Annotated in this window: 16 protein-coding genes; 12 read left to right on the forward strand and 4 right to left on the reverse strand. The window is 68.8% G+C overall.

Translation table 11 applies throughout. The features are described 5' to 3' along the window. Nucleotides 1–307 precede the first annotated feature (307 nt). Together ABZ808_RS02115 and ABZ808_RS02120 are read left to right on the forward strand one after the other, a co-directional pair. Nucleotides 308–1,144, forward strand: coding sequence for a DUF2637 domain-containing protein (locus tag ABZ808_RS02115; protein ID WP_356999647.1), 837 nt, complete (start codon nucleotides 308–310; stop codon nucleotides 1,142–1,144). A 429-nt stretch (nucleotides 1,145–1,573) separates the two neighbouring features. Further along, nucleotides 1,574–2,509 (forward strand): replication-relaxation family protein, encoded by a 936-nt coding sequence (locus ABZ808_RS02120; protein WP_356999650.1) that lies wholly within the window; start codon nucleotides 1,574–1,576, stop codon nucleotides 2,507–2,509. A gap of 891 nt (nucleotides 2,510–3,400) precedes the next feature. On the opposite strand, the gene ABZ808_RS02125 is transcribed toward ABZ808_RS02120, so the two are convergent. Together ABZ808_RS02125 and ABZ808_RS02130 are read right to left on the reverse strand one after the other, a co-directional pair. Then, nucleotides 3,401–4,033, reverse strand: a complete 633-nt coding sequence (locus tag ABZ808_RS02125) for a 2'-5' RNA ligase family protein (RefSeq protein WP_356999653.1) — start codon at nucleotides 4,031–4,033, stop codon at nucleotides 3,401–3,403. Between the two features lie 14 nt (nucleotides 4,034–4,047). After that, nucleotides 4,048–5,517 carry a helix-turn-helix transcriptional regulator gene (locus ABZ808_RS02130; protein WP_356999656.1) on the reverse strand — a complete coding sequence of 490 codons (1,470 nt, stop codon included), beginning with the start codon at nucleotides 5,515–5,517 and terminating at the stop codon, nucleotides 4,048–4,050. 375 nt (nucleotides 5,518–5,892) lie between these two features. On the opposite strand from ABZ808_RS02130, the gene ABZ808_RS02135 reads away from it, so the two are divergent. The 4 genes from ABZ808_RS02135 to ABZ808_RS02150 are packed head-to-tail and all read left to right on the forward strand — an operon-like array spanning nucleotide 5,893 to nucleotide 9,701. Then, entirely contained in the window at nucleotides 5,893–7,299 is a 1,407-nt protein-coding gene (locus tag ABZ808_RS02135; RefSeq protein ID WP_356999658.1) for an APC family permease, read from the forward strand. Next, entirely contained in the window at nucleotides 7,296–8,309 is a 1,014-nt protein-coding gene (locus ABZ808_RS02140) for an acetamidase/formamidase family protein (protein WP_356999660.1), read from the forward strand. The genes ABZ808_RS02135 and ABZ808_RS02140 overlap by 4 nt, the downstream gene beginning before the upstream one ends. A gap of 9 nt (nucleotides 8,310–8,318) precedes the next feature. Beyond that, nucleotides 8,319–8,999: a GPP34 family phosphoprotein gene (locus ABZ808_RS02145; protein ID WP_356999662.1), complete on the forward strand. Its 681-nt coding sequence runs from the start codon at nucleotides 8,319–8,321 to the stop codon at nucleotides 8,997–8,999. 24 nt (nucleotides 9,000–9,023) lie between these two features. Further along, nucleotides 9,024–9,701, forward strand: a complete 678-nt coding sequence (locus tag ABZ808_RS02150) for an N-acetyltransferase (protein ID WP_356999664.1) — start codon at nucleotides 9,024–9,026, stop codon at nucleotides 9,699–9,701. Between the two features lie 867 nt (nucleotides 9,702–10,568). Here the strand turns inward: ABZ808_RS02150 and ABZ808_RS02155 are convergent. Next, nucleotides 10,569–11,048, reverse strand: coding sequence for a GNAT family N-acetyltransferase (locus ABZ808_RS02155; RefSeq protein ID WP_356999667.1), 480 nt, complete (start codon nucleotides 11,046–11,048; stop codon nucleotides 10,569–10,571). Beyond that, nucleotides 11,045–14,098: an orotidine 5'-phosphate decarboxylase / HUMPS family protein gene (locus ABZ808_RS02160; protein ID WP_355631250.1), complete on the reverse strand. Its 3,054-nt coding sequence runs from the start codon at nucleotides 14,096–14,098 to the stop codon at nucleotides 11,045–11,047. The genes ABZ808_RS02155 and ABZ808_RS02160 overlap by 4 nt, the downstream gene beginning before the upstream one ends. Nucleotides 14,099–14,407: 309 nt before the next feature. On the opposite strand from ABZ808_RS02160, the gene ABZ808_RS02165 reads away from it, so the two are divergent. The 6 genes from ABZ808_RS02165 (at nucleotide 14,408) to ABZ808_RS02190 (ending at nucleotide 19,634) form a co-directional block, all read left to right on the forward strand. Further along, nucleotides 14,408–14,797 carry a zinc ribbon domain-containing protein gene (locus ABZ808_RS02165; protein WP_355631247.1) on the forward strand — a complete coding sequence of 130 codons (390 nt, stop codon included), beginning with the start codon at nucleotides 14,408–14,410 and terminating at the stop codon, nucleotides 14,795–14,797. A 121-nt stretch (nucleotides 14,798–14,918) separates the two neighbouring features. Continuing rightward, on the forward strand, nucleotides 14,919–16,352 hold the full coding sequence (locus tag ABZ808_RS02170) for an APC family permease (protein WP_356999669.1): 1,434 nt from the start codon (nucleotides 14,919–14,921) through the stop codon (nucleotides 16,350–16,352). Beyond that, nucleotides 16,349–17,347, forward strand: coding sequence for an acetamidase/formamidase family protein (locus ABZ808_RS02175; RefSeq protein ID WP_356999672.1), 999 nt, complete (start codon nucleotides 16,349–16,351; stop codon nucleotides 17,345–17,347). Before ABZ808_RS02170 ends, ABZ808_RS02175 begins: the two co-directional genes overlap by 4 nt. A gap of 6 nt (nucleotides 17,348–17,353) precedes the next feature. Next, entirely contained in the window at nucleotides 17,354–18,028 is a 675-nt protein-coding gene (locus ABZ808_RS02180; RefSeq protein ID WP_356999675.1) for a GPP34 family phosphoprotein, read from the forward strand. 101 nt (nucleotides 18,029–18,129) lie between these two features. Further along, the gene (locus ABZ808_RS02185) at nucleotides 18,130–19,029 is read left to right on the forward strand and encodes an SAM-dependent methyltransferase (RefSeq protein WP_356999678.1); all 900 of its coding nucleotides are present in this window, start codon (nucleotides 18,130–18,132) and stop codon (nucleotides 19,027–19,029) included. Then, entirely contained in the window at nucleotides 19,029–19,634 is a 606-nt protein-coding gene (locus tag ABZ808_RS02190; protein WP_356999681.1) for a deoxynucleoside kinase, read from the forward strand. Before ABZ808_RS02185 ends, ABZ808_RS02190 begins: the two co-directional genes overlap by 1 nt. Nucleotides 19,635–19,653 lie beyond the last annotated feature (19 nt).

Raw genomic sequence — 19,653 nt, forward strand, 5'->3', positions numbered from 1 at the left:
CTGCGCGGGGTGGGGCGTGTTCGTTGACTCGACCATCGTGACTGTTTGCCGTTTCCTGTACGCACGAGGGGTCCGCCCGGCCGGGCGTCACCCGGCAGGGTCGCGCCTGCCCGGAAGCTGACCCGAGTGGGCGGGTGCGACCCAGGGGCCGATCCCTGCCGCGCGCCTACAACCTAATTCGAGGAGCAGAACGTGATGTCACACCACACCAACCCGTCCGTGACGGCGGCTGCCGTCGCGGACCGCCGTCACACGACAACGCCGACCGCGGCCGTGCACGCGCCGCCTGGACCCAGGTGGTGGGCCGTTGGCGACACCTGACCAACGACACCCCGACTCACCCACCCTGGTGGCTGCGAGGCGGGAGCGGTGGGAGGACCGCGCCCAGGTAGCGATCATGCTGTTGATCGGCGGCGCGGCTGGTGCAGCGTCGTTCACCCATGTGCACGACGTTGCCGCCGCGCACGGCCAGCCGGGCTGGCTGGCCTGGGCCGACGCGATCGTCCTCGAGCTGATGTCGATCGCCGCCGGTCTGGAGCTACGGCGCAAACGGCGCCTCGGCACGTCCGTCGCCTTCCCCGCCGCGATGCTCGTGGTGGCGGTGCTGCTGTCGCTGGCGGCGCAGGTGGTGGAGGCGGAGGCATCGGTGATCGGCTGGATCGCCGCCGCCCTACCAGCCCTGGGCTTCCTGGCGATGGTGAAGATCGCACTCGGCCGCGCCGACTCTGAACCGCCCAACCAGACCACTCAGCCCGAGCGGACGAAGCCCGGACCGACGTCCGCTGTCGACGCGTCGGTCCCGGACACCACAGCGCCGGTCCCCGGCACCGCCGCCGCGGTCCCGGACCGCGGGACCGCAGTCCCCGCCGTCACGGACCAACCCCTGGCGGTCCTGGACCGCCGAGACACCGAGGCCCCCAGAGACGAGGACGGCCCGGAGGTCACCGCGCTGGTGCCTGCCGCCCGGACCGCCGCCCGCGCCCTCACCGCCGAGGGGACACCGCTGTCCCGCAAAGCCCTCGCCCACCAACTACGCGCGGACGGGCACCAGCTGTCCAACGCCACCGCCTCCGCGCTCGTGCGCGCCCTGCGCGCCGAGACCACCCCGCCCCAACCGGATCTGTCAGCCCGGGAGGCCGCGTGACAGAACTTCGACCCACGGCTTCTGTCAGATCGAGCCGCCGCTGTCAGACCCGCGTCTCCCCGGAGGCGCGGCAGCTGACACCACCTGACCAGACCTGTCAGCGTGTTCCCGCCGCAGCGTTCGGCGCGCACCGCACACCCACCCACATCTTCGACCTTGGAGCTACAACGATGACGACCCAACCCCACGACCTCCACCGGCGTCGCCGACCGGAGGCACGCACACTCTCACGGCACCGTCGTACGGCACCCGCTGCGCCCGGCGGTTCAGCAGTCAGTGCCGCTCTCCGTTTGACCGTCCGCCTTGATCCTGACCCCCAACCCGACCCCCCGCAGCCACTCACAGCCCAGGTCAACCCCGCCGTCAGCAGTCGGGGACCGCTCCAGACAGACCCTCCAGTCTCGGGTCTCCCCCCAGGGGCTTCTGCCCATGGGTAAACACCTACCGACCGTGGACCCACTGCTGCGACTGCAGGCCAGCATCACCGCCCGCGACGACCGGCTCCTCGGCTGGCTCTACGACCACGGCGTCCTCACCACCGACCAGATCGCCGCTGCCCTGTTCCCGTCCCTGGACTTCACCCAACGCCGCCTACGCCGCCTCACCGCCCTGCGAGCGGTCGACCGGTTCCGACCCAACAAGGCTGATGGAGGCTCCTACCCGTACCACTACGTCCTGGACCAGCTCGGCTACGACCACGTTCACGTCCAACGCGGCCTTCCACGAGGACGCCGGGACCAGGCCCGCCGCCGCAAACAATCGCTGACCTCCCGGCCGGACCTGCCGCACCTGCTCGGCGGTAACCAGGTCTTCATCGACCTCGCCGCCCACGCCCGCACACACCCCGACACCGAACTGGTCCGCTGGCAGCCCGCGTCCGCCTACCACCAGCCCGGCACCCTCTACCGCGCAGGCGGCGACCCGCAGATCATCATCGCCGGAGCGACCGGTTTCCCCCGCCCGGACGGCGCCGGGGTGTGGACCGAGCACGGACGGTCCGTGCCGTTCTTCCTCGAGTACGACACCAGCGGTGAGAACCTGCAGGTCCTCATCGACAAGGTCATCAAATACGAGCGGCTGTACACGATGAGCGCTTGGGCGTGGCCGGTGTTGTTCCACCTACCCTCCGCCCGCCGCGAAGCGAACCTGCACCACCGGATCGCCGGCACCGGCCTGGCCACCGTCATCGCCACCACCACCGCCGAGCTACGCACCGCCCTCGCCGCCAGCCCCGCCCACCAGGTCTGGCAACTGCACGGCCGTGCCGGCCGTCACCGCCTCATCGACCTGCCCTATACCGACACCCGCCACGACGAGGAATACCCCAGCCACGACCAGCCCGCCCCGGATGAGCGGCCCGCCTGATGAGGCCAGGCGGGACATGCGGCGCGTGCGGCGGCCTGAAGGCCCACACACCGCGGGCGATAGCCGTTGTTCGCGTACAGGCGCGCACCGAGGCGACGAGAGCGGACCGCGCGCGTCGGACGGGAGCTGTCAGATTCTGTCAGCAGTGCTGTTCGGCGACGGATCAGCGCCCGCCCGCGTACTCACACCGGCGGCACGCCGCTGTGAGTCGCTGTGAGTGGCGAACGCCTTTACTTCCGCGGCCACCGGAGGCACCGTCCGCGGCCCTCCACGCGCTACACGCCGCAGCCGAGGTCACCCGACCGGCGACCGCGTCGATCCGCCGCCCGACACCGGCTGGCGGTATCCGGCGATCGATCTTCAGAACTCCCTGCCGACCGAGAGGAGATGCCATGGCCCTACACCTCACCCCCACGCCACGAGCCGTCCTGGGAGGGACATGGCCACACGCCGTGACCAGAGATCACGCGCGAACACAACGCACCCCTCGCCGTCGCCCCCGCCCACGCGGGCGGCCGACGACGAGGCTCCGACCGGCCCCACCGACACTGCCCCTCTGGTCCTGCCGGGGACGCTGTCGATGGCCCGTCACCTGACCGACCCCGCCACCGAGACCGAAATCCAAGCCCTGGCCGCTGAAGCCGGCCTCCCCACTGTTGACCAAGCCGCCACCCTCGCCCGCCTGCTCCGCCTACACCAACCCGCACCGCCACGCGCCGCCTAACCTGCGCCCGCCCCGCCTCGGGGCGGGCGCAGCCCTCTCCACCCGAATGCCCGCCGAGTGAGCAGCCATCGCGGCGGCGATCTCTGCCGCCCGCGACGAGGCGCGGAGCGAGAAAGCATGGGCTTGACGATCACCACCACGGGGTGACATGGCGGACGTAACAGGGTTCAGGAACCGAGTTCTACCGTGGCGTACGGTTCCCACACGTACATGCCCTCGTCCCGGTTGAGGACGATGAGCTGGCACGAGGTGATCAGGGCGTCCGCGCTGATCTTCGGGGCGGAGGAGAGTGCCTCGATGAGCGGCGCTGCGGGAGCGTCGGTGTTGGTGTAGGCCAGGCTGAGGTGAGGGTTGTAGGGCTCGGCGGCTTCGGGTACGCGGTCCTGCCCCCAGACGTCGGCGATGGCGGCACGAATGGCGGCGCGTAGTTGCCGCACGGGCTCGATCGGGTCGACAGCGATCTGGATGGACTCGGGATCGACACGGGGGGTGCCGATGGTGAGATTGAAGGGTGACAGGCGCGAGCATCGGTCAGTGGCGGCGGCCACGATGGCGTTGACGTCGTCGGTGGCGACATCTTGGACGAAGCCGATGCCCTGCATGGTGAGGTGAAGCCATCGGTTCGGAATGACGTCGAGGCTGGGCTGCGAAGACAGTAGGGACCGGTACTGGTCAGCGAGCTTCTCGATCTCGGGCTGCCCGTCGAAGGTGATGTGCCAGGTGTAGAAGCGGGAGCCGATGCCCCAACCCGGTCGCCAGTACCAGTGGTTACGGATATTGGTGGCGTGCGGGACTGCCATGGGTTCTCCAGGTTTCATGGAAGTTGCCGGGCGGCGCCGGTGGCGCAGAACTCGGTGATGGCTGCTTGGACACTGCGGGCCTCGATGCTCGTGCGCAGCGACGGGTTGCCGGCGATGTTGCGCCCAACGCCGCGCAGGCGGTGCACCAACGGGTCGAGTCTCTGTTCGGGTGGCAGAGCGAGCACCGGTGACAGGACCGAGACCGCGCCGTCGAGGCTGCCGGCTTTGAGATGTGCTGCGGCGGCCCAGATGCGGATCTGGGCGAGCGTGCCGTAGGCGACCGAGGGGTCCGCGGCGGCTTCCGTCAGGGCGTGCTCGGCGTGCTGGATGGCGTTGGCGGCCTCGCCGATGCGGAGCAGCACCGAACCAGCGTAGTTGTGTTGGCGCACTGTGCCGCAGGCGAGAAGGCCACCCACCGGGTCGCGGCTGGCATGTTGGCGGGCCTGTTCGGCGCGTTGCAGTGCTGCCCGGGCCGGCTCGACAGCGCCGATCTCCGCCCACGCGTCCGCTTCCTGGCACGCCAGCATGACCGCCGCGCTGCCCTCGGCGGCATGGCCGTAGCCGCGCACAGCGGCGTTGGCCGCGTCTTCGAACCGCCGCTCCCACAGGTGGGTCTTGCTGATCGTGGAGAGAACCCAGGCGCGGAGGGTGTTGTCGCGGACGGTCTCGGCGCACATCCAGGCGGTGCGTGCCTGGGACTCGGCTGCGGCCGGGTGTCCGAGATCGCCGGCCATCCAGGCGAGCAGTGTGCAGAGGTAGCCCGCCCAGGTGTAGAGCTCCCGCGACTGATCAGGGTTCTGACGCCCGGTCTGCAGAAGGCGGAATACGCGGTCGGCAAGAAGCCCGGCCCGCGCATAGACGACGACGGGCGGCTCGGTCAGGTAGTCGACGGCAATCCTGCGGGTGGAGGCAGCGACATCGTCGAGGGTGAAAGGCCCGACGTTGGAGGCTTGGGCCCATGTGCCGAAGCTCGCCGTGCGTTCTGCCACCGCTATCACCAGTTCCGTCTCGTCCTGCAGGGCGCCGAGGTCCCACCGCAGAGGCTCAGCCATCGAGCCAGGCGGTGCTGAGGATGCGACCGATGGTGCAGGCATCGGGGCGGCGTTCCTGCCGCTTAGCGCCGCTCGGTCTGCTTCTGTCATAGCGGTCAGGTCGTCGAGGTCGACCAGACTGCCCGGTTCGGTGCCGAAGACCTGCGCCAGTGCGTTCAAGGCGGCAAAGGTGGGCCGACGACCGCCGAAGGGCCACCGTTCGTAGTCGCTGATCCGCGCCCCGGTGAACGTCGCCGAACCGTTTCCTTTGGCGTTCAATTTCTCGGCTACCGCGTCCTGGGTCCAACCATGGGCCTGGCGGAAGGCATCTCGGGGACGCAGCCCGAAGCGGCGCTGCAGCTCGGCGGCGATGGCTGTGGGTGTCGCTCCGAAACCGGCCAGTGTCTGGCGTACGTGATCGCGCTGCGCCTTGGTGCCCGTCGTCCTTGCCATCGCGGTCACCTCCTACGTGCGGCTTCCTGTCGCACGGTATCGCCCCTCTCATCGGAATCGGTACGGGGCGCGGCGAGGCCAGCGGCCGTGAGGTGGGTAGCTCGCCGCTAATTGATCAAAGTATGTGCAGGTCGTGGGCGTGCGCGGGTGGGGGAAAATCTCACCACCGCTGGGGATCCATTCACGTAGATGCGCTTGGCAAGCTTGCCGAGCCGGATCACCGTCGGTCCGGATGTAGCCACCGCCGGTGACGAATGGAGTGGCTGCCATAGCAACGTCAACCGCGGATGCCCGTCGCCGCCGGGTCGCTGACGGCCACCCGGCAGGCGTCTCTCCGCGCCCTGCTCGCGCTTCTCATCCTCGTGAGGATTACCGATGACAACCTCGAACGACCTGGCCCGCTACGGCTATCGGCAGGAACTCAGTCGCCAGCTGCGGTTTCGGGACCTGTTGGCGTACGGCTTGGTGTACATGGTCCCGATCGCGCCGATGGCGATCTTCGGCAGCGTCTACGCGGGCTCTGGCGGCATGGTGGCCCTCGCCTACGCCATCGGTGTGGTGGCGCTGGTGTTCACCGCGTTCTCGTACGCGCAGATGGTGAAGGCGTTCCCGATGTCAGGCAGCGTCTACAACTACGCGGGTCGGGGTATCAGCCCGCCCGTCGGGTTCCTCGCCGGCTGGGTGATCCTCCTCGACTACGTGCTCGTTCCCGGCCTGCTGTACCTGGTGGCGTCGGTGGCGATGCACTCCACGGTGCCGGCGGTGCCGGTGTGGCTGTGGCTGCTCGGGTTCGTCGCGGTCAACACCGTCGTCAACTCGGTCGGCATCCGCATGACGGCGGTGGTCACTCGGGTGATGCTTGTCGGTGAGCTGATCGTCCTGGCGTTGTTCCTGGTCGTCGCCGGTTGGGCCCTCGCGACGGGTAGGGGCCGGTTCAGCTGGGACCCGTTCTACAACGCCGACACCTTCACCTGGTCCCTCGTGGCGGGGGCGGTGTCAATCGCGGTTCTGTCGTTCCTGGGCTTCGACGGCATCTCCATGTTGGCGGAGGAGACCCGTGACGGCGCCCGGCAGATCGGCCGGGCGATGGCGGCCGTGCTCGTCCTGGCGGGGGTGCTGTTCATCGCGCAGACATGGCTGGCGGCGATGCTCGTGCCCAACCCCGGCGGGCTGCTGGCCGAGGGCGACGTGAACGGCACCGCCTTCTACGACGCCGCCGCAGTGGCCGGCGGGAGCTGGCTGGCGACGGTGTGCGCGGTGGCGACCGCGATTGCATGGGGTTTGCCGAACTCGATGGTCGCGCAGGTCGCCACGTCCAGGCTGCTGTACGCGATGGCCCGTGATCGGCAGCTCCCCGCATTCCTGGCGAAGGTGTCGGTGCGCCGCAGCGTGCCGATCAACGCGACCCTGCTCACCGGCGTCGTGTCCCTCGCCCTGGGCTTGTACATGGCGACGCGGGCGGATGGCATCACGCTGTTGTCGTCGCTGATCAACTTCGGGGCGATGGTGGCGTTCCTGGTCCTGCACGTCTCCGTGGTCGTGCACCACCTGATCCGCCGTCGCAGCGGCAACTGGTTCGCGCACCTGCTCATGCCCGGAATCGGGTTCGTGATCCTCGCCTACGTGGTGGTGAACGCCAACATCGCCGCCCAGCGCCTCGGCCTGGCCTGGCTTGGCCTCGGCGTGCTGGTCCTGGCCGGTCTGTACCTGACCGGCCGCCGGCCGGTGCTGTCCGGCCTGGCCCCCACCCAGGCCGCCGGGCATGACATGGAGCGGGTGTGATCTCGATGAGTCAATTCACCTACCGGCCTGCCCGTGACGAGTTGGCCTACACCTTCGGCGGCCGTCTCCCGGTGGCTCACGTCCGCTCCGGCGACGTGTTCACCGTGCACACGCAGGACTGCTTCGGCGGCCTCGTACGCGGCCCTGCGGACCTGCCCTCGCAGGTCTGCCAGATGCCGTATCTGAACCCGGTGTCGGGGCCGTTCTTCGTCGAGGACGCTGAGCCCGGCGACACCCTCGCCGTGCACCTCCTGTCGATCGAACCGGCCCGGGACTGGGGCGTATCGGCTACCTTCCCGTACTTCGGGGCACTCACATCGACCTCGCACACAGCCACCCTGCAGCCGCCGCTGGAGGAGCGGGTGTGGGTGTACGACATCGACCGGCACGCGGGCATCGTCCGCTACCGGGCCACCGCCAGCGAGCACACCGTCGAGCTGCCGCTGGATCCCATGATCGGCACCATCGGCGTCGCCCCAGGTGGCATGGAGTCCCGGTCCACGATCGTTCCGGACTACTACGGCGGGAACCTCGACACCCCGGAACTGCGCGCCGGGACCACCCTGTATCTCGGGGTGAACGTGCACGGGGCGATGCTCGCCCTCGGCGACGGTCACGCCCGCCAGGGAGACGGCGAAGCCTGCGGCGTCGGCGTCGAGATCGCCACCGTCACCACCCTCGCCGTCGAGGTCGTCAAGGGCGCCGCCACCGCCTGGCCGCGCCTGGAAACTGACACGACCATCATGTCGGTCGGCTGCGCCCGCCCTCTGGAGGACGCCTACCGCATGGCCCACCAGGACCTCACCGCCTGGACCGTCGACATGTGCGGCCTGCAAACCCTGGACGCCTATCAGCTCATCTCGCAGGCCGGGCGTGCACCCATCGGCAACGTCTGCGACCCCAACTACACCGTTCTGGCGGCCATCGACAAAGCCCTGCTCCCGCAGCCGCAGGCTGCCTACCGCGACGCTCACGCCCGGCTGCGGGACATTGCCGCAGTTCAGGAATAGGGGCATCTGATGACCGCGTCGATACCCCAGCTGTCGCTGCGCGACGAGCTGTTCCTGCTCGGGCACCACGACGACACCGGCCAGCCGCACGTGCACCGTCAAGCCTTGGCCCTCGGCATGGCCGGCGGAGTGCTAATCGACCTGTTCCTCGCCGGACGGATCACCCTCGACTCCTACGGCGACCATCCGGCCACGGACCGGTGGCTACGCCTGAACTCCGACCAGGCAGTCGGTGACCTGATCGCCGACACCGCCCTCGCCGCGATCCACCACTCCCGGACCACCCCGACCGTGAAGGCGTTCCTGCGTAGCTTCGCCGACGATCTGTACGAACGCACCCGCGCCGGACTCGTCGCCGCCGGCATCCTGCGCCACACCGCCCGCCGCCGCCTCGGCGGCCTGGTCCGCGCCGACGCCTACCTCGCCACCGACACCAAGTGGGCCGTCGTCGCCCGCGCCCGGCTGCGCTACCTCGCCGCCGGCCGTGAACAACCGGACAACCACACCGCCGCGCTCGCCGGACTCGTCGCCGTCCTCGGCCTCGCCGACCACCTCTACCTCGACGACGACACCGCCACCCTCACCGCCCACCTGAAAACCATCGCCGCCCAACACCACCGCCCCATCCGGGAGATCACCGCCGCCGTCGACGCCGTGCTCGGTGACCTCGCCACCGCCACCTACCGATAGACCGCCGAGAGGGACGACAACGCCGTGGACTCAAACGTTCGTATCCGCGCCGCTCGCTGGACAGACAGACAGGCCGTCGCCGCGTTGATCGCCGACGCCCTGCACCCCAGCCCGCTCGGTGCCTGGCTGGTGCCGGACGCGGCGCAGCGCCGCCAGGTGATGACCGACGTCGTCGCGGTGTGGGTGGAGCACGCGATGTTCTTCGGCGACGTGCACCTCACCGACGACCTCACCGCCGCCATCGTCGGCTTTCACCGCTACCGACCGATCCCGCCACCGGCCAACTACCCGACCCGCCTCGTGGAGGCCGCCGGAGCACACGCTGAGCGCTTCAACGCCCTTGAGGGCCTGATCGCACAGCAGCAGCCCACCGAACCGCACTACCACATGGCGCTCCTCGCCGTATCCCCAACCCGGCAGAAGACCGGCTACGGCGGCGCCCTGCTCAGCCATCACCGCGCCCGCCTCGACCGCATCGACCTGCCCTCCTGGACCACCGTTCCCGCAGAACCGGAGCACCTGCTCGCCCGCTATGGGTACACGCTCCGCCCGCCCCTCACCGTGCCGAACGGGCCGAGCCTGCGACCCATGCGCCGTAACCCGCACCGCGCCAGTAACCCAATGCCGATCAACTCCCCGCGTCCAGTCGGCAACCGCTGGCAAGACAACACCACCCACACCGGCACCCCCCTACGGCCCTGACAGGCCGTGCACCGGCCGCCGCCCTACCAAGGACCAAGGAGGCTCACCCATGCCCCTCCGTTCCGTCGGTGACCCACCACTCGCCCCCGACCCGCAGCGTTGTCCACCGCTGCCCAGCTCAGACCTGATCACCAATACGTTCGGCGGCCATCCGCGGGTTCTGTCAGAGGTTTGGGCGGTGCCCCTTCACGCGGCGTCTCGGATTTTTCACCTCTGACGGGCGTGCGTCCTCGGCTGGACCCACCACCGCCACTCGCCCCCGACTGATGTCCGACCGGAAGTTCCCCCCCCATGCCACGAGCCGTCCATGGCCACACGCCGTGACCAGACATCACGCGCGAACACACCACACCCGTCGCCGCCGACCCCGCCCACGCGGGCAGCCGGCGGTGAGGCCCCGACCGCACACCCCGACCCCGACCGCGAGCCTGCCGTTCTGCCGGGGACGCTGTCGATGGCCCGATACCTGACCGACCCCGACACCGAAACCGAGATCCAAGCCCTCGCAGCCGAAGCCGGCCTCCCCACCGTCGACCAAGCCACCACACTCGCCCGCCTGCTCCGCCTGCATCAACCCGCACCGCCACGCGCCGCGTGACCTGCGCCCGCCCCGCCTGGGGCGGGCGCAGCCGAGGCCGCCAGTCCCAACTCTCGCAGGTAGGACATCGTCAACAGCGGTAAAGCGAGCAGACCGACTTGGCGTACGTCGCCCAGACGGAGAAGTCACGCGGACCCGAGCACGTCTCCCGACTACCGGTAAAAATGCGCGAGCTGATGCTCACGCCACAGCAGCTCTGCTTTCCATCCTCGTCGTGGAGGGGCCACACCGCCGTGCACGTCCAGCCGCCGCCCGCGTGGCGCCCGAATCTAGCTGCCGATCGATCGCTCATACACGGCGCGGTGCTTCCCCGGCCCCTTGTAGTCGTAGATCACGGACACGCCTTGTTCAGTGGTATCGCCTGAGCGATTACTGAAGCCCAAGCCGAGCCATGCGCTGTGCGCTGCGCGGTTGTCCGGTTCCGACGTGAGGAAGAGGCGTCGGCATCCCCAGAGGGCGCCTTGGCGATGAACCTCTTCCACGAGCGCCCGCGTGACCCCGTGACGGCGGTGGCTGGGATGCGTCATCACGTCCTGCAGGTAGATCTCGGACGGGTCGACCTGGCTCCGGAAGGCGATCACGCTGCCGACGACCTGCCCGTCGATGATGGCGAGTGGGCAGGTGTTGGCGAACAGCGTGGCGTACAGCCAGTAGTCCGATGAGCCTCTCAGCCTGATGTACGGCTCTCCCAGCGCCAGCAGTTTCTCGAGGTCGGGGATCCGGTCGACCGTGAGCGGGGTGATGATCACGAGCAGTGCCCTTCGGTGAGTTCGATCGATGCGGCGAGATCCCGTGCGGCGACGGCGGGATCCAGGGAATCGGTGACTCCGCGACCGACGACGAGGATGTCCCATGAGCGTCGTCGGCTGGCCTCAACGTCGGTGGGTTCGAAACCACCGGAGACCGCGACCGGCAGCTTCGTCCACGACCTGATGAGTTGTGCCTGGTCGAGAGGGTGAAAGCCGGCCACGCCCAGGTCGATGTTCGTAGTGATGGCGAAGCCGTCGACTCCCGCGCGCTCCATGTCCTGCACCCAGCCCTGGACCAGCCGGCCCTCGGGCACGTCGATCATGACGGGGACCCCCAACCGTCTGCTCGCTTCGGCCGCTGCGGACACGCTGGCGATGCTGGCGGGTCCGATGAGCAGTACGACGTCGGCTCCCGCCTCGGTCGCGAGGACCACCTGGTCGCGTCCCCAGTCTGCGGACATCATCTCGGCGACGATCCAGGCACCAGGGGCTCGCTGCTTGACCGCGCTGATGGCCTGAACGCCGACACTCTTGATGAGCGGGTCGCCGACCTCGATGAATTGCACGCTCGCGCTGGCTGCGGCCTGCGCGACGGCGATCGCGTGGTCGACGTCGCGGACGTCGAGCGCGACCTGTAGGGCGCGTCCACCTCGGAGCCGCCGGAAGGCTTCCTTGCTGATGCCTGCGGCTGCGCTCGTGGCTGTGCCGTGGTGTTCGAGGAGGTTGGCTTCGGTGCGTACGAGCCAGTCGGTCGAGGCGACGCCTTGACGGATCAGAGCTGACTGGACGTTCGTGGGTAGCCGCAGGGCACCGGTACGGATCTCGCGGAGCAGGCCGAACAGAGCGCTACGGGAGGAGTCCTCGTCCTGTAGGGGTTTTCTGCCGCATTTGAGTAGAAGTCGCTGGGCGGCGACCCGAACGTTTCGAGGGCCATGGCGCCATGCTTCTTGGCCCCGGATGACAAGGTCTGCGGCCGAGTCCTCGTCCCCAACTCTGATGGATAGCCCTTGGAGGAGGCGTTCGCGAACATGCCAGTTCTGGTCTTCGAGGAGCGCGGCCAGTAGGTGTTCCAGGCCGGGTGCGGTCGATTGGCCGGCGGCTTCGGCGACAGCGGCGCGGACCTTGTAGTCGCGGTCCGCAGCCAACGACTCCATGATCGAAATCGTCGTGTGGTGTGGGATCGCGTGGCCCGCTCGGATCCCCTCGGCGAGGGCGGCGCGGGCTCGCCAATCGGGATGGGCGAGGAGCGTCTTCAGCTCCTGGGAAGCGCCGTCGTCAGCGCTGAGGAAGACGTAGAAGTGCCGGGCGAGGAACACCGCGTCCTCTACGGTGTCGAGCTGCGCGAGGCGGACGAAGTCGTGGACGGCCGCGACGGGCAGCTGCGTCTCGACGCACGCCACGATGTCGGACCAGACTGCCGGCCCGAAGCGGCGCAGCACCCGCAGCATCCAGCGGGGGTACTCCCCGCCCAGCGCGGTAGCGGCTGCGTTGGTGTGCAGGAGGGCTCTGGCAAGCGGTAGGCCATTGTCGTGCAGACACCGGGAGGCGCACACGCGCAGCACCTCGGCGGTGGCGAAGGCTGGACTCTCACCAGTGAGTTCGAGCATCAATGGCAGGGTTTCGGTGATGCTGATCGACGGCGACTGAGCGACGGCCGCCAGCAGCTCCGGTGACGTCGCATCCAAGCCCTGCAACAAGAACTCCAAGACGCCTCGCAAATCGCCCGACAGGCTCGTGCGAGCAGCAAGGTCGTTGAGCAGCTCGATGGTGACGGTCGAACGTCCGTGAGACTCGATGAGCTGGGCGAGCCACCGCGCGAACAGAAACTCACGAATCACGTCGTGATGGAACGTCAGGCTGCCGGACGGGCCGGACCGAACGAGTCTCGCGATCGGAGACGCGGTGAGGTCACCGACGTTCCCTGGCGGATCAACTTTGATCGCAGGAAGCAGGTGGTGCGGCCATGCCGCAGCGAGCTGCTTCCGCGCGAGTGCTGTCAGGTCCGCCGTCGCGCGGTCGACGTCCAGGCTCGCCGCCTTCAAGATCGAGGCGACGCAGAATTCCACGAGCCGGTAGGCGTTGGCTTGCCCGGGCGGCTCGGTCGACTTGGCGGCCCGGATGAGGCTCATGTACAGCGGCAGGCGGGCCAGGTTGCGAATCTTCGGAGGGAGGGCGTCGTACGGAGGTTCATTGGAATGCCGCTGCGCGTTCCACACCTCCCGGGCGGTGGGGGCGTCCCAGCGGTCCAGCCGCAGCGACGGCTCGGCACCCTTGCCCTGACCGGGCATGACCGCTGCCGACAGGACGGGGTAGGGGGCGAGTTCGATCTCCGGCGGTGTGCGCAGTACGAGGAGAAACCTGAGGTTGCCCGAGAGTACCTGTCGCAGTGTGCCGTCGAGCTGGCGGCAGACTTTGTCCACCACGGCGCGGGACTGCGGGCTGTCGATGACGACGAGCAGCGGCCGGGACAGGTTCCGGCTCTCATCTTCCAGGGTCAGTTGTGGATCCTCGCCGGCCGGCTGGGAGCCGTAGCGGAGTATTTCCCGCGCCAGGTCGGTGTCCTCGGTCCACGAGTCCGCGGTCAGCAGTTGAACATCGACTCCGGGGGCCTGCGAAGCCAGGTGGCGGGTGAAGCTGGTCTTGCCGCAACCCGGAGGCCCGATGATCAGATAGACGCGCGCGGTCGAGGCGAGGAAGTCCGCAATCAGGCGCTGAACGTTGGCCGGGGGCGTGTACACGAGATCATCGGGTTGTTGGCCACCGAGCGCCGCGAGGACGGCGGCCGTCCGTTCATGGGCACGGGTACCGAAATCTTGCCTCGTGGGCCGGCTGCCGTCGACAGGCACGATTGAGGCGCTCGGATCTGCGGTCGCTAACGCCTTGAGGGTCTGGGCGAACCGCTGCTTGACCTCGGTTGGTGACCGTGCCAGGTCGACATCGAGCATCTGTTGGGTCTCGTAGCGCATGCGGGTCGCTGAACCCCGCTTCTCCCAGTTAGAGATGGCAGCCGGATTGACGCCCAAGTGCTCGGCGAATCCGCGCACACTCATGCGTAGAGCCAGGCGTAATGCTTTTGCCTCGCGGCCGGTCCACCGCCGTACCGTCTCCACGGGATTGCCCCCAGGCTATGCACTCAGCGTCATTGTCGCAGTCGGCAGCGTAGTAGACGACGGCGGGCGCAGACGAGCTGAAACTAGGACAACACTAGAACGTCCACGCGTCGTCAGGGGACGGGCCGGACCCGCAGGCTGATAGCACAGACAACCACGGCGATGGATGGGCGATTCGAATTTCGCCACCCCTCCGCCGCTGTGGCCAGCCCTCGCGTTTGCGAGCAGCGGTAACGGTGGAGGTGCCCTGTGGCCATAGACGTGCGAAGCGACATTGTGCGCGACCGCGTTCGCTGTGTCGCATCCCGCCGCAGCGGTGAACGGCCAGCGCAGTCCGAACCGCCTGTCTCGAAGGTCTTCACCCTTGAAGGGCTGCTGCTCTGCCGCGGCTGCGGCACGTCGCTGCAGCCCGTGCGGATGCTCGGTCAGCGTGCCTACCGAGGGCCTTGCGGTTGTCGGCTGACCGCCGTGGATGCCGAGGACATCGAACAGCTCGTCCTGGAGGCGGTGGCGGCACCAGTTCCGGGGCTGGTGGCGGACGCGGCACCTGAGGAACTCGGCGGCATTTTCCGCCGCTTGTTCGTCGCCGTGCGGGTCGGCGGCTGCGCCCAGGACTTGGCCATCGTCTGGCGCCTCTAGCAGCCGATCCAGCAGTTCCTGGCTATGCGTCTGCCTGCTGAGCCGCTGCCACCGCTTGCCCAACTCCATCATTGCCGCGAGAGCACCGGCATCGATGACAGACAGGAAGGAACGAAACACCATGCACACCAGGCAGACAACGCCTCCACCGGAGATTGGCGTGGCGCAGGTGCCGCCGGACTCGTCGCGGTTCGGGTACCGGCCTGAGCTGCGCCGCTCACTCGGCTTCGCCGACCTGCTCTTCTACGGGCTGGTGTTCATGGTGCCGATCGCGCCGATGGGCATCTTCGGATCCGTCTACGCAGGTGCCGGCGGGATGGTCGCGCTGGCGTACGTCATCGGCATGGTGGCGCTGGTGTTCACCGCCGCCTCGTACGCCCAGATGGTCAAGGCGTTCCCGCTGGCCGGCAGCGTCTACAACTACGCGGGCCGGGGGATCGGCGCACCGGTCGGCTTCCTCGCGGGCTGGGCCATCCTGTTGGACTACGTGCTGGTGCCGAGCCTGCTGTACCTGATCGCGGCAGTGGCGATGCACTCGACCGTACCGGCGGTCCCGGTCTGGGTCTGGCTGGTCGGCTTCGTGCTGCTCAACACGGTGGTCAACTACCGAGGGATCCGGATGACCGCCCTGATCACTCGCGTGATGCTCATCGGTGAGGTCATCGTCCTGGTGATCTTCCTGGCCGCAGCCGGTCGTGCTCTCGTGCAGGGCAAGGGACAGGGCTTCTCCTGGACGCCGCTCTACAACCCTGACACCTTCACCTGGGCGCTGGTGTTCGGCGCGGTGTCGATCGCCGTGCTCAGCTTCCTCGGCTTCGACGGCATCTCCATGCTCGCCGAGGAGAACAAGGGCGGCGCGGGACAGATCGGCCGTGCCATGGCCGCAGCCCTGGGCGTGGCCGGACTGCTGTTCATCACCCAGACCTGGATGGCCGCGCTGCTGGTGCCCGACCCGGGCGGCCTGCTCGCGAACGGTGACCCAGACGGGACGGCGTTCTACGACGCCGCGCGAATCGCCGGTGGACCCTGGCTCGCCACCCTGTGCGCGGTCGCCACCGCCGTCGCCTGGGGCATGGCGAACTCCCTCGTCGCGCAGGTCGCCACCTCGCGGCTGCTGTACGCCATGGCCCGCGACCGGCAACTGCCGAAGTTCCTGGCCACGGTGTCGGTACGCCACAGCGTGCCCACCCACGCCATCACCCTCACCGCCGTGGTGTCGCTGGCGATCGGCCTTTACATGAACTGGCGCACCGACGGCATCACGCTGCTGTCCAGCCTGATCAACTTCGGCGCGATGACCGCGTTCCTCGTACTGCACCTCGCCGTCGTCTGGCACTACCTGGTCCGCCGCCGCAGCCGCAACTACGTCGCGCACCTGATCCTTCCGGGAATCGGGTTCACGATCCTTGCCTACGTCGTGGTCAACGCCAACGTGGCCGCCCAACGCCTCGGCTTCGTCTGGCTCACCCTCGGCCTGCTGACCCTGGCCGGTCTGTACGCCGCTGGTCGTCGTCCCGAGCTCTCCGGCCTCGCCAGCGGACGGGAGTCGGCATGACCAGCACGGTCACCTACCAGCCGACCGAGAACGAGCTGCGCTACACCTTCGGCGGCAGTCCGGCGGTCGCCGAGATCAAGCCCGGCAGCCTCCTGGTCACCAGCACCGAGGACTGCTTCGGCGGCGCCGTACCCACCGTCGACGACCTGCCCTCGAAGGTGTGCCAGGCGTTCAACCCCGTCACCGGCCCCTTCCACGTGGCCGGCGCGGAACCCGGCGACACCCTCGCGCTGCACTTCGCGGCCATCACCCCCGCCCGCGACTGGGGCATGTCCGCCACCTTCCCGCACTTCGGAGCACTGACCGGCACCCACACCACAGCGATGCTGCACCCGCCGATCGAGGAGCGAGTCTGGCGCTACACCATCGACAGCGCCGCCGGCACCGTCACCTACCACGCCCGCCGCTCCGACCACGCGATCGTCATGCCCCTGGAACCGATGCTCGGCACCGTGGGAGTCGCGCCGGCCGGAGGGGAAGCACGCTCCACGATCGTGCCCGACGCGCACGGCGGCAACCTTGACACCCCGGAGATCCGCCCAGGAGTCACCGTCTACCTCGGCGTCAACGTCCCCGGCGCGCTGTTCGCTATCGGCGACGGCCACGCCCGCCAAGGACAGGGCGAGGTGTGCGGCGTCGCGGTGGAGACCGCCATGAACGTCACCATCGCCGTCGACCTGATCAAAGGCGTGACCACACCATGGCCGCGCATCGAGACCGACCACCGGATCATCTCGATCGGCGCCGCCCGCCCTCTAGAGGACGCGTACCGAATCAGCCAGCACGACCTGGTCACCTGGACGGCACAACTGACCGGACTGGAACTGCTAGACGCCTACCAACTCGTCTCACAGGCCGGCCGCGCCGCACCCGGCAACGTCTGCGACCCGCTCTACACCATGCACGCCGCCCTCACCAAAGCCGTCCTGGCGGGCGCGAGCCCTTACGGCGGGGTGCACCAGCGGCTGCGCCGCATCGCCGAGCCGACCCGGTGACCGGCCATGAGCCACGCCGTCTTCCACACCCCGCCGGTCCGCCTCCCGCTGCGCGTCGAGCTGTTCGTGCTGACCCACAACGACAGCGGCGCTCCGCTGGCCCACCTGCCGTCCCTGTCGCTCGCGCTGGCCGGGGCTATCCTTACCAACCTGGTCGCACCGATCGAGCGGATACGCGTCGTCGGCGACGCTGCCATCGCCGTGCACCGACAACCGATCGGCGATCCGGTCGCCGACTGGGCACTGACGTTCATGGCCCGCAACCACCGTGCGCTGTCCGTCCGTGAGGCCGTGCGGCTGCTGGGCGAACACGCCTACGACAAGGTCACCGCGGGGCTCATCGCCGGCGGCCTTGTCGAGCAAATCACCAGACGCCGCATGCTCGGCCGGTCAATCGCCTACCCGCCGACAGACCCGGCGGCCATCCACCGCGTCCGTGGGCGGCTGCGTTACGGCGTCCTCGGTTACGACGCCCCCGACCCGCAGACCGATGCTCTCGCCGGTCTACTACGGGCCCTGCGACTCGAATCTGAGCTGTACCTCGACGGCTTCGACACCGACCTACGCGACCGGCTCCGCCAGATGCTCGCCCGCGCCGGACAACACACACCCGCCACCGAAAAGATCATCTGCGCCGTCGAAGACCTCATCGGCGAGACCGCCGTATCGGTGTACCGATGAGCGCCCACGCCACCGCCACAAGCAGCGGGCAGCCACCACCACCGAGGGCCATCACGAACTCCCGAACCGGCACCAGGGGAACGACCATGGGAACTGAGGCGATGAGCTGGGCACCCGCCGAGCTTGATCTGAGCCGCCCGAACGCCGCGCGGATGTACGACTACTTCCTCGGCGGCAGCCACAACTTCGCCGCCGACCGTCAAGCAGCCGACGCCGTCCTCGCCGTCGCACCCCACGTCGCTGACGCTGCCCGCGCCAACCGAGCGTTCCTGCGCCGCTCCGTCCGATACGCGCTGCAGCAGGGCATACGCCAATTCATCGACCTCGGCTCAGGCATACCGACCGTCGGCAACGTCCATGACATCGCCCACGCCGTCAACGCCAAGGCGCGGGTCCTCTACGTCGACGTCGAGCCGGTAGCCGTGGCACACGCCAGGGCCCTGCTGGGCGCCGACCCGCGAGTCGACGTCATCCAAGCCGACATCTGCTTCCCGGACTTCATCCTCGACAACCCCGCCACCCAGCGGCTGATCGACCTCGCCCGCCCGGTGGCCATCCTGTTCGTCTCGGTCCTGCACTTCATCCCCGGCGACGTCAACGCCATCGTGGAACCCTTCCGCGCCGCGGCGAATCCCGGCAGCGCCCTCGTCATCTCCCACGCGACCTCCGGCATGGCCACCAGCCAGACCGAGGAGGTCCAGCGGCTGTACCAGCGCACCCCCACTCCACTGCAACTCCGCCACCTCGCCGATGTCCAGGCGCTGTTCGGTGACTTCGCCATGGTCGCGCCCCAACCTGGCGCAGCGTCACGCCCAGGCGGCGCCGCGCTCGTCCCGGTGTCTCACTGGCGCCCCGACCCCGAGGACCACCTCCCGGCGGACGGGTCGTCGGCGAGCCCCTTCCTCGCCGGAGTTGGCATGAAAGGACCCGCTGTCATGACGGAACAGCCAAGGCCAGAACCGGCCGGACAAAGGGCAACCCGACCGTCGGGCAGGCGCTGATGTTCATCGGACACGCCGGGCCGACGGGCGCCGGCAAGACGACCCTCGCACAGCGACTCGCCGAGCGTCTCGGAGCGCGTCTGATGCGCGACCCGTTCGTCCACAACCCCGCTCTACCGAAGCTCTACGGCTCGGGGAAGACCAGCACCGTGGCCCTGGCCCTCCAGGTCGAGTTGACCTTCCTGGCGCTGCGCGTCGCGCAACTTCGCGAGATCCACGACCTGCTCGCCCGCGGCACCCCCGTCGTGGCGGACTGGTCCATGGCGCAGCAGGTCATCTTCGCCCACACCACCCTGCCGCCCGAGGACGCCAGCCGGGTGAGGAAGACCTGCGCCACCTGGAGCGACGCCGCCGCACGACCCGACCTTCTCATCGCACTGACCGCACCGGCGTCGGTCCTGGCCCGCCGGATCACGCAACGCGGCAGACCCATGGAATCCGCGCTGTCCACCGCCTACCTCGAACACCTCACCCGAGCCTTCGACACACCGCTCGGTGACTACGCCAGCCGAATCATCCGGCTCGACACCAGCGAGTTCGACGCCTTTAACGACGAAGACGTCGACGCGCTCCTTGCCCGCCTACCAGCCCTGGAGAGGTCATGACCGAAACCGACGTCGCACA

The organism is Micromonospora sp. NPDC047527 (genome assembly GCF_040643015.1).
Lineage (GTDB): Bacteria > Actinomycetota > Actinomycetes > Mycobacteriales > Micromonosporaceae > Micromonospora.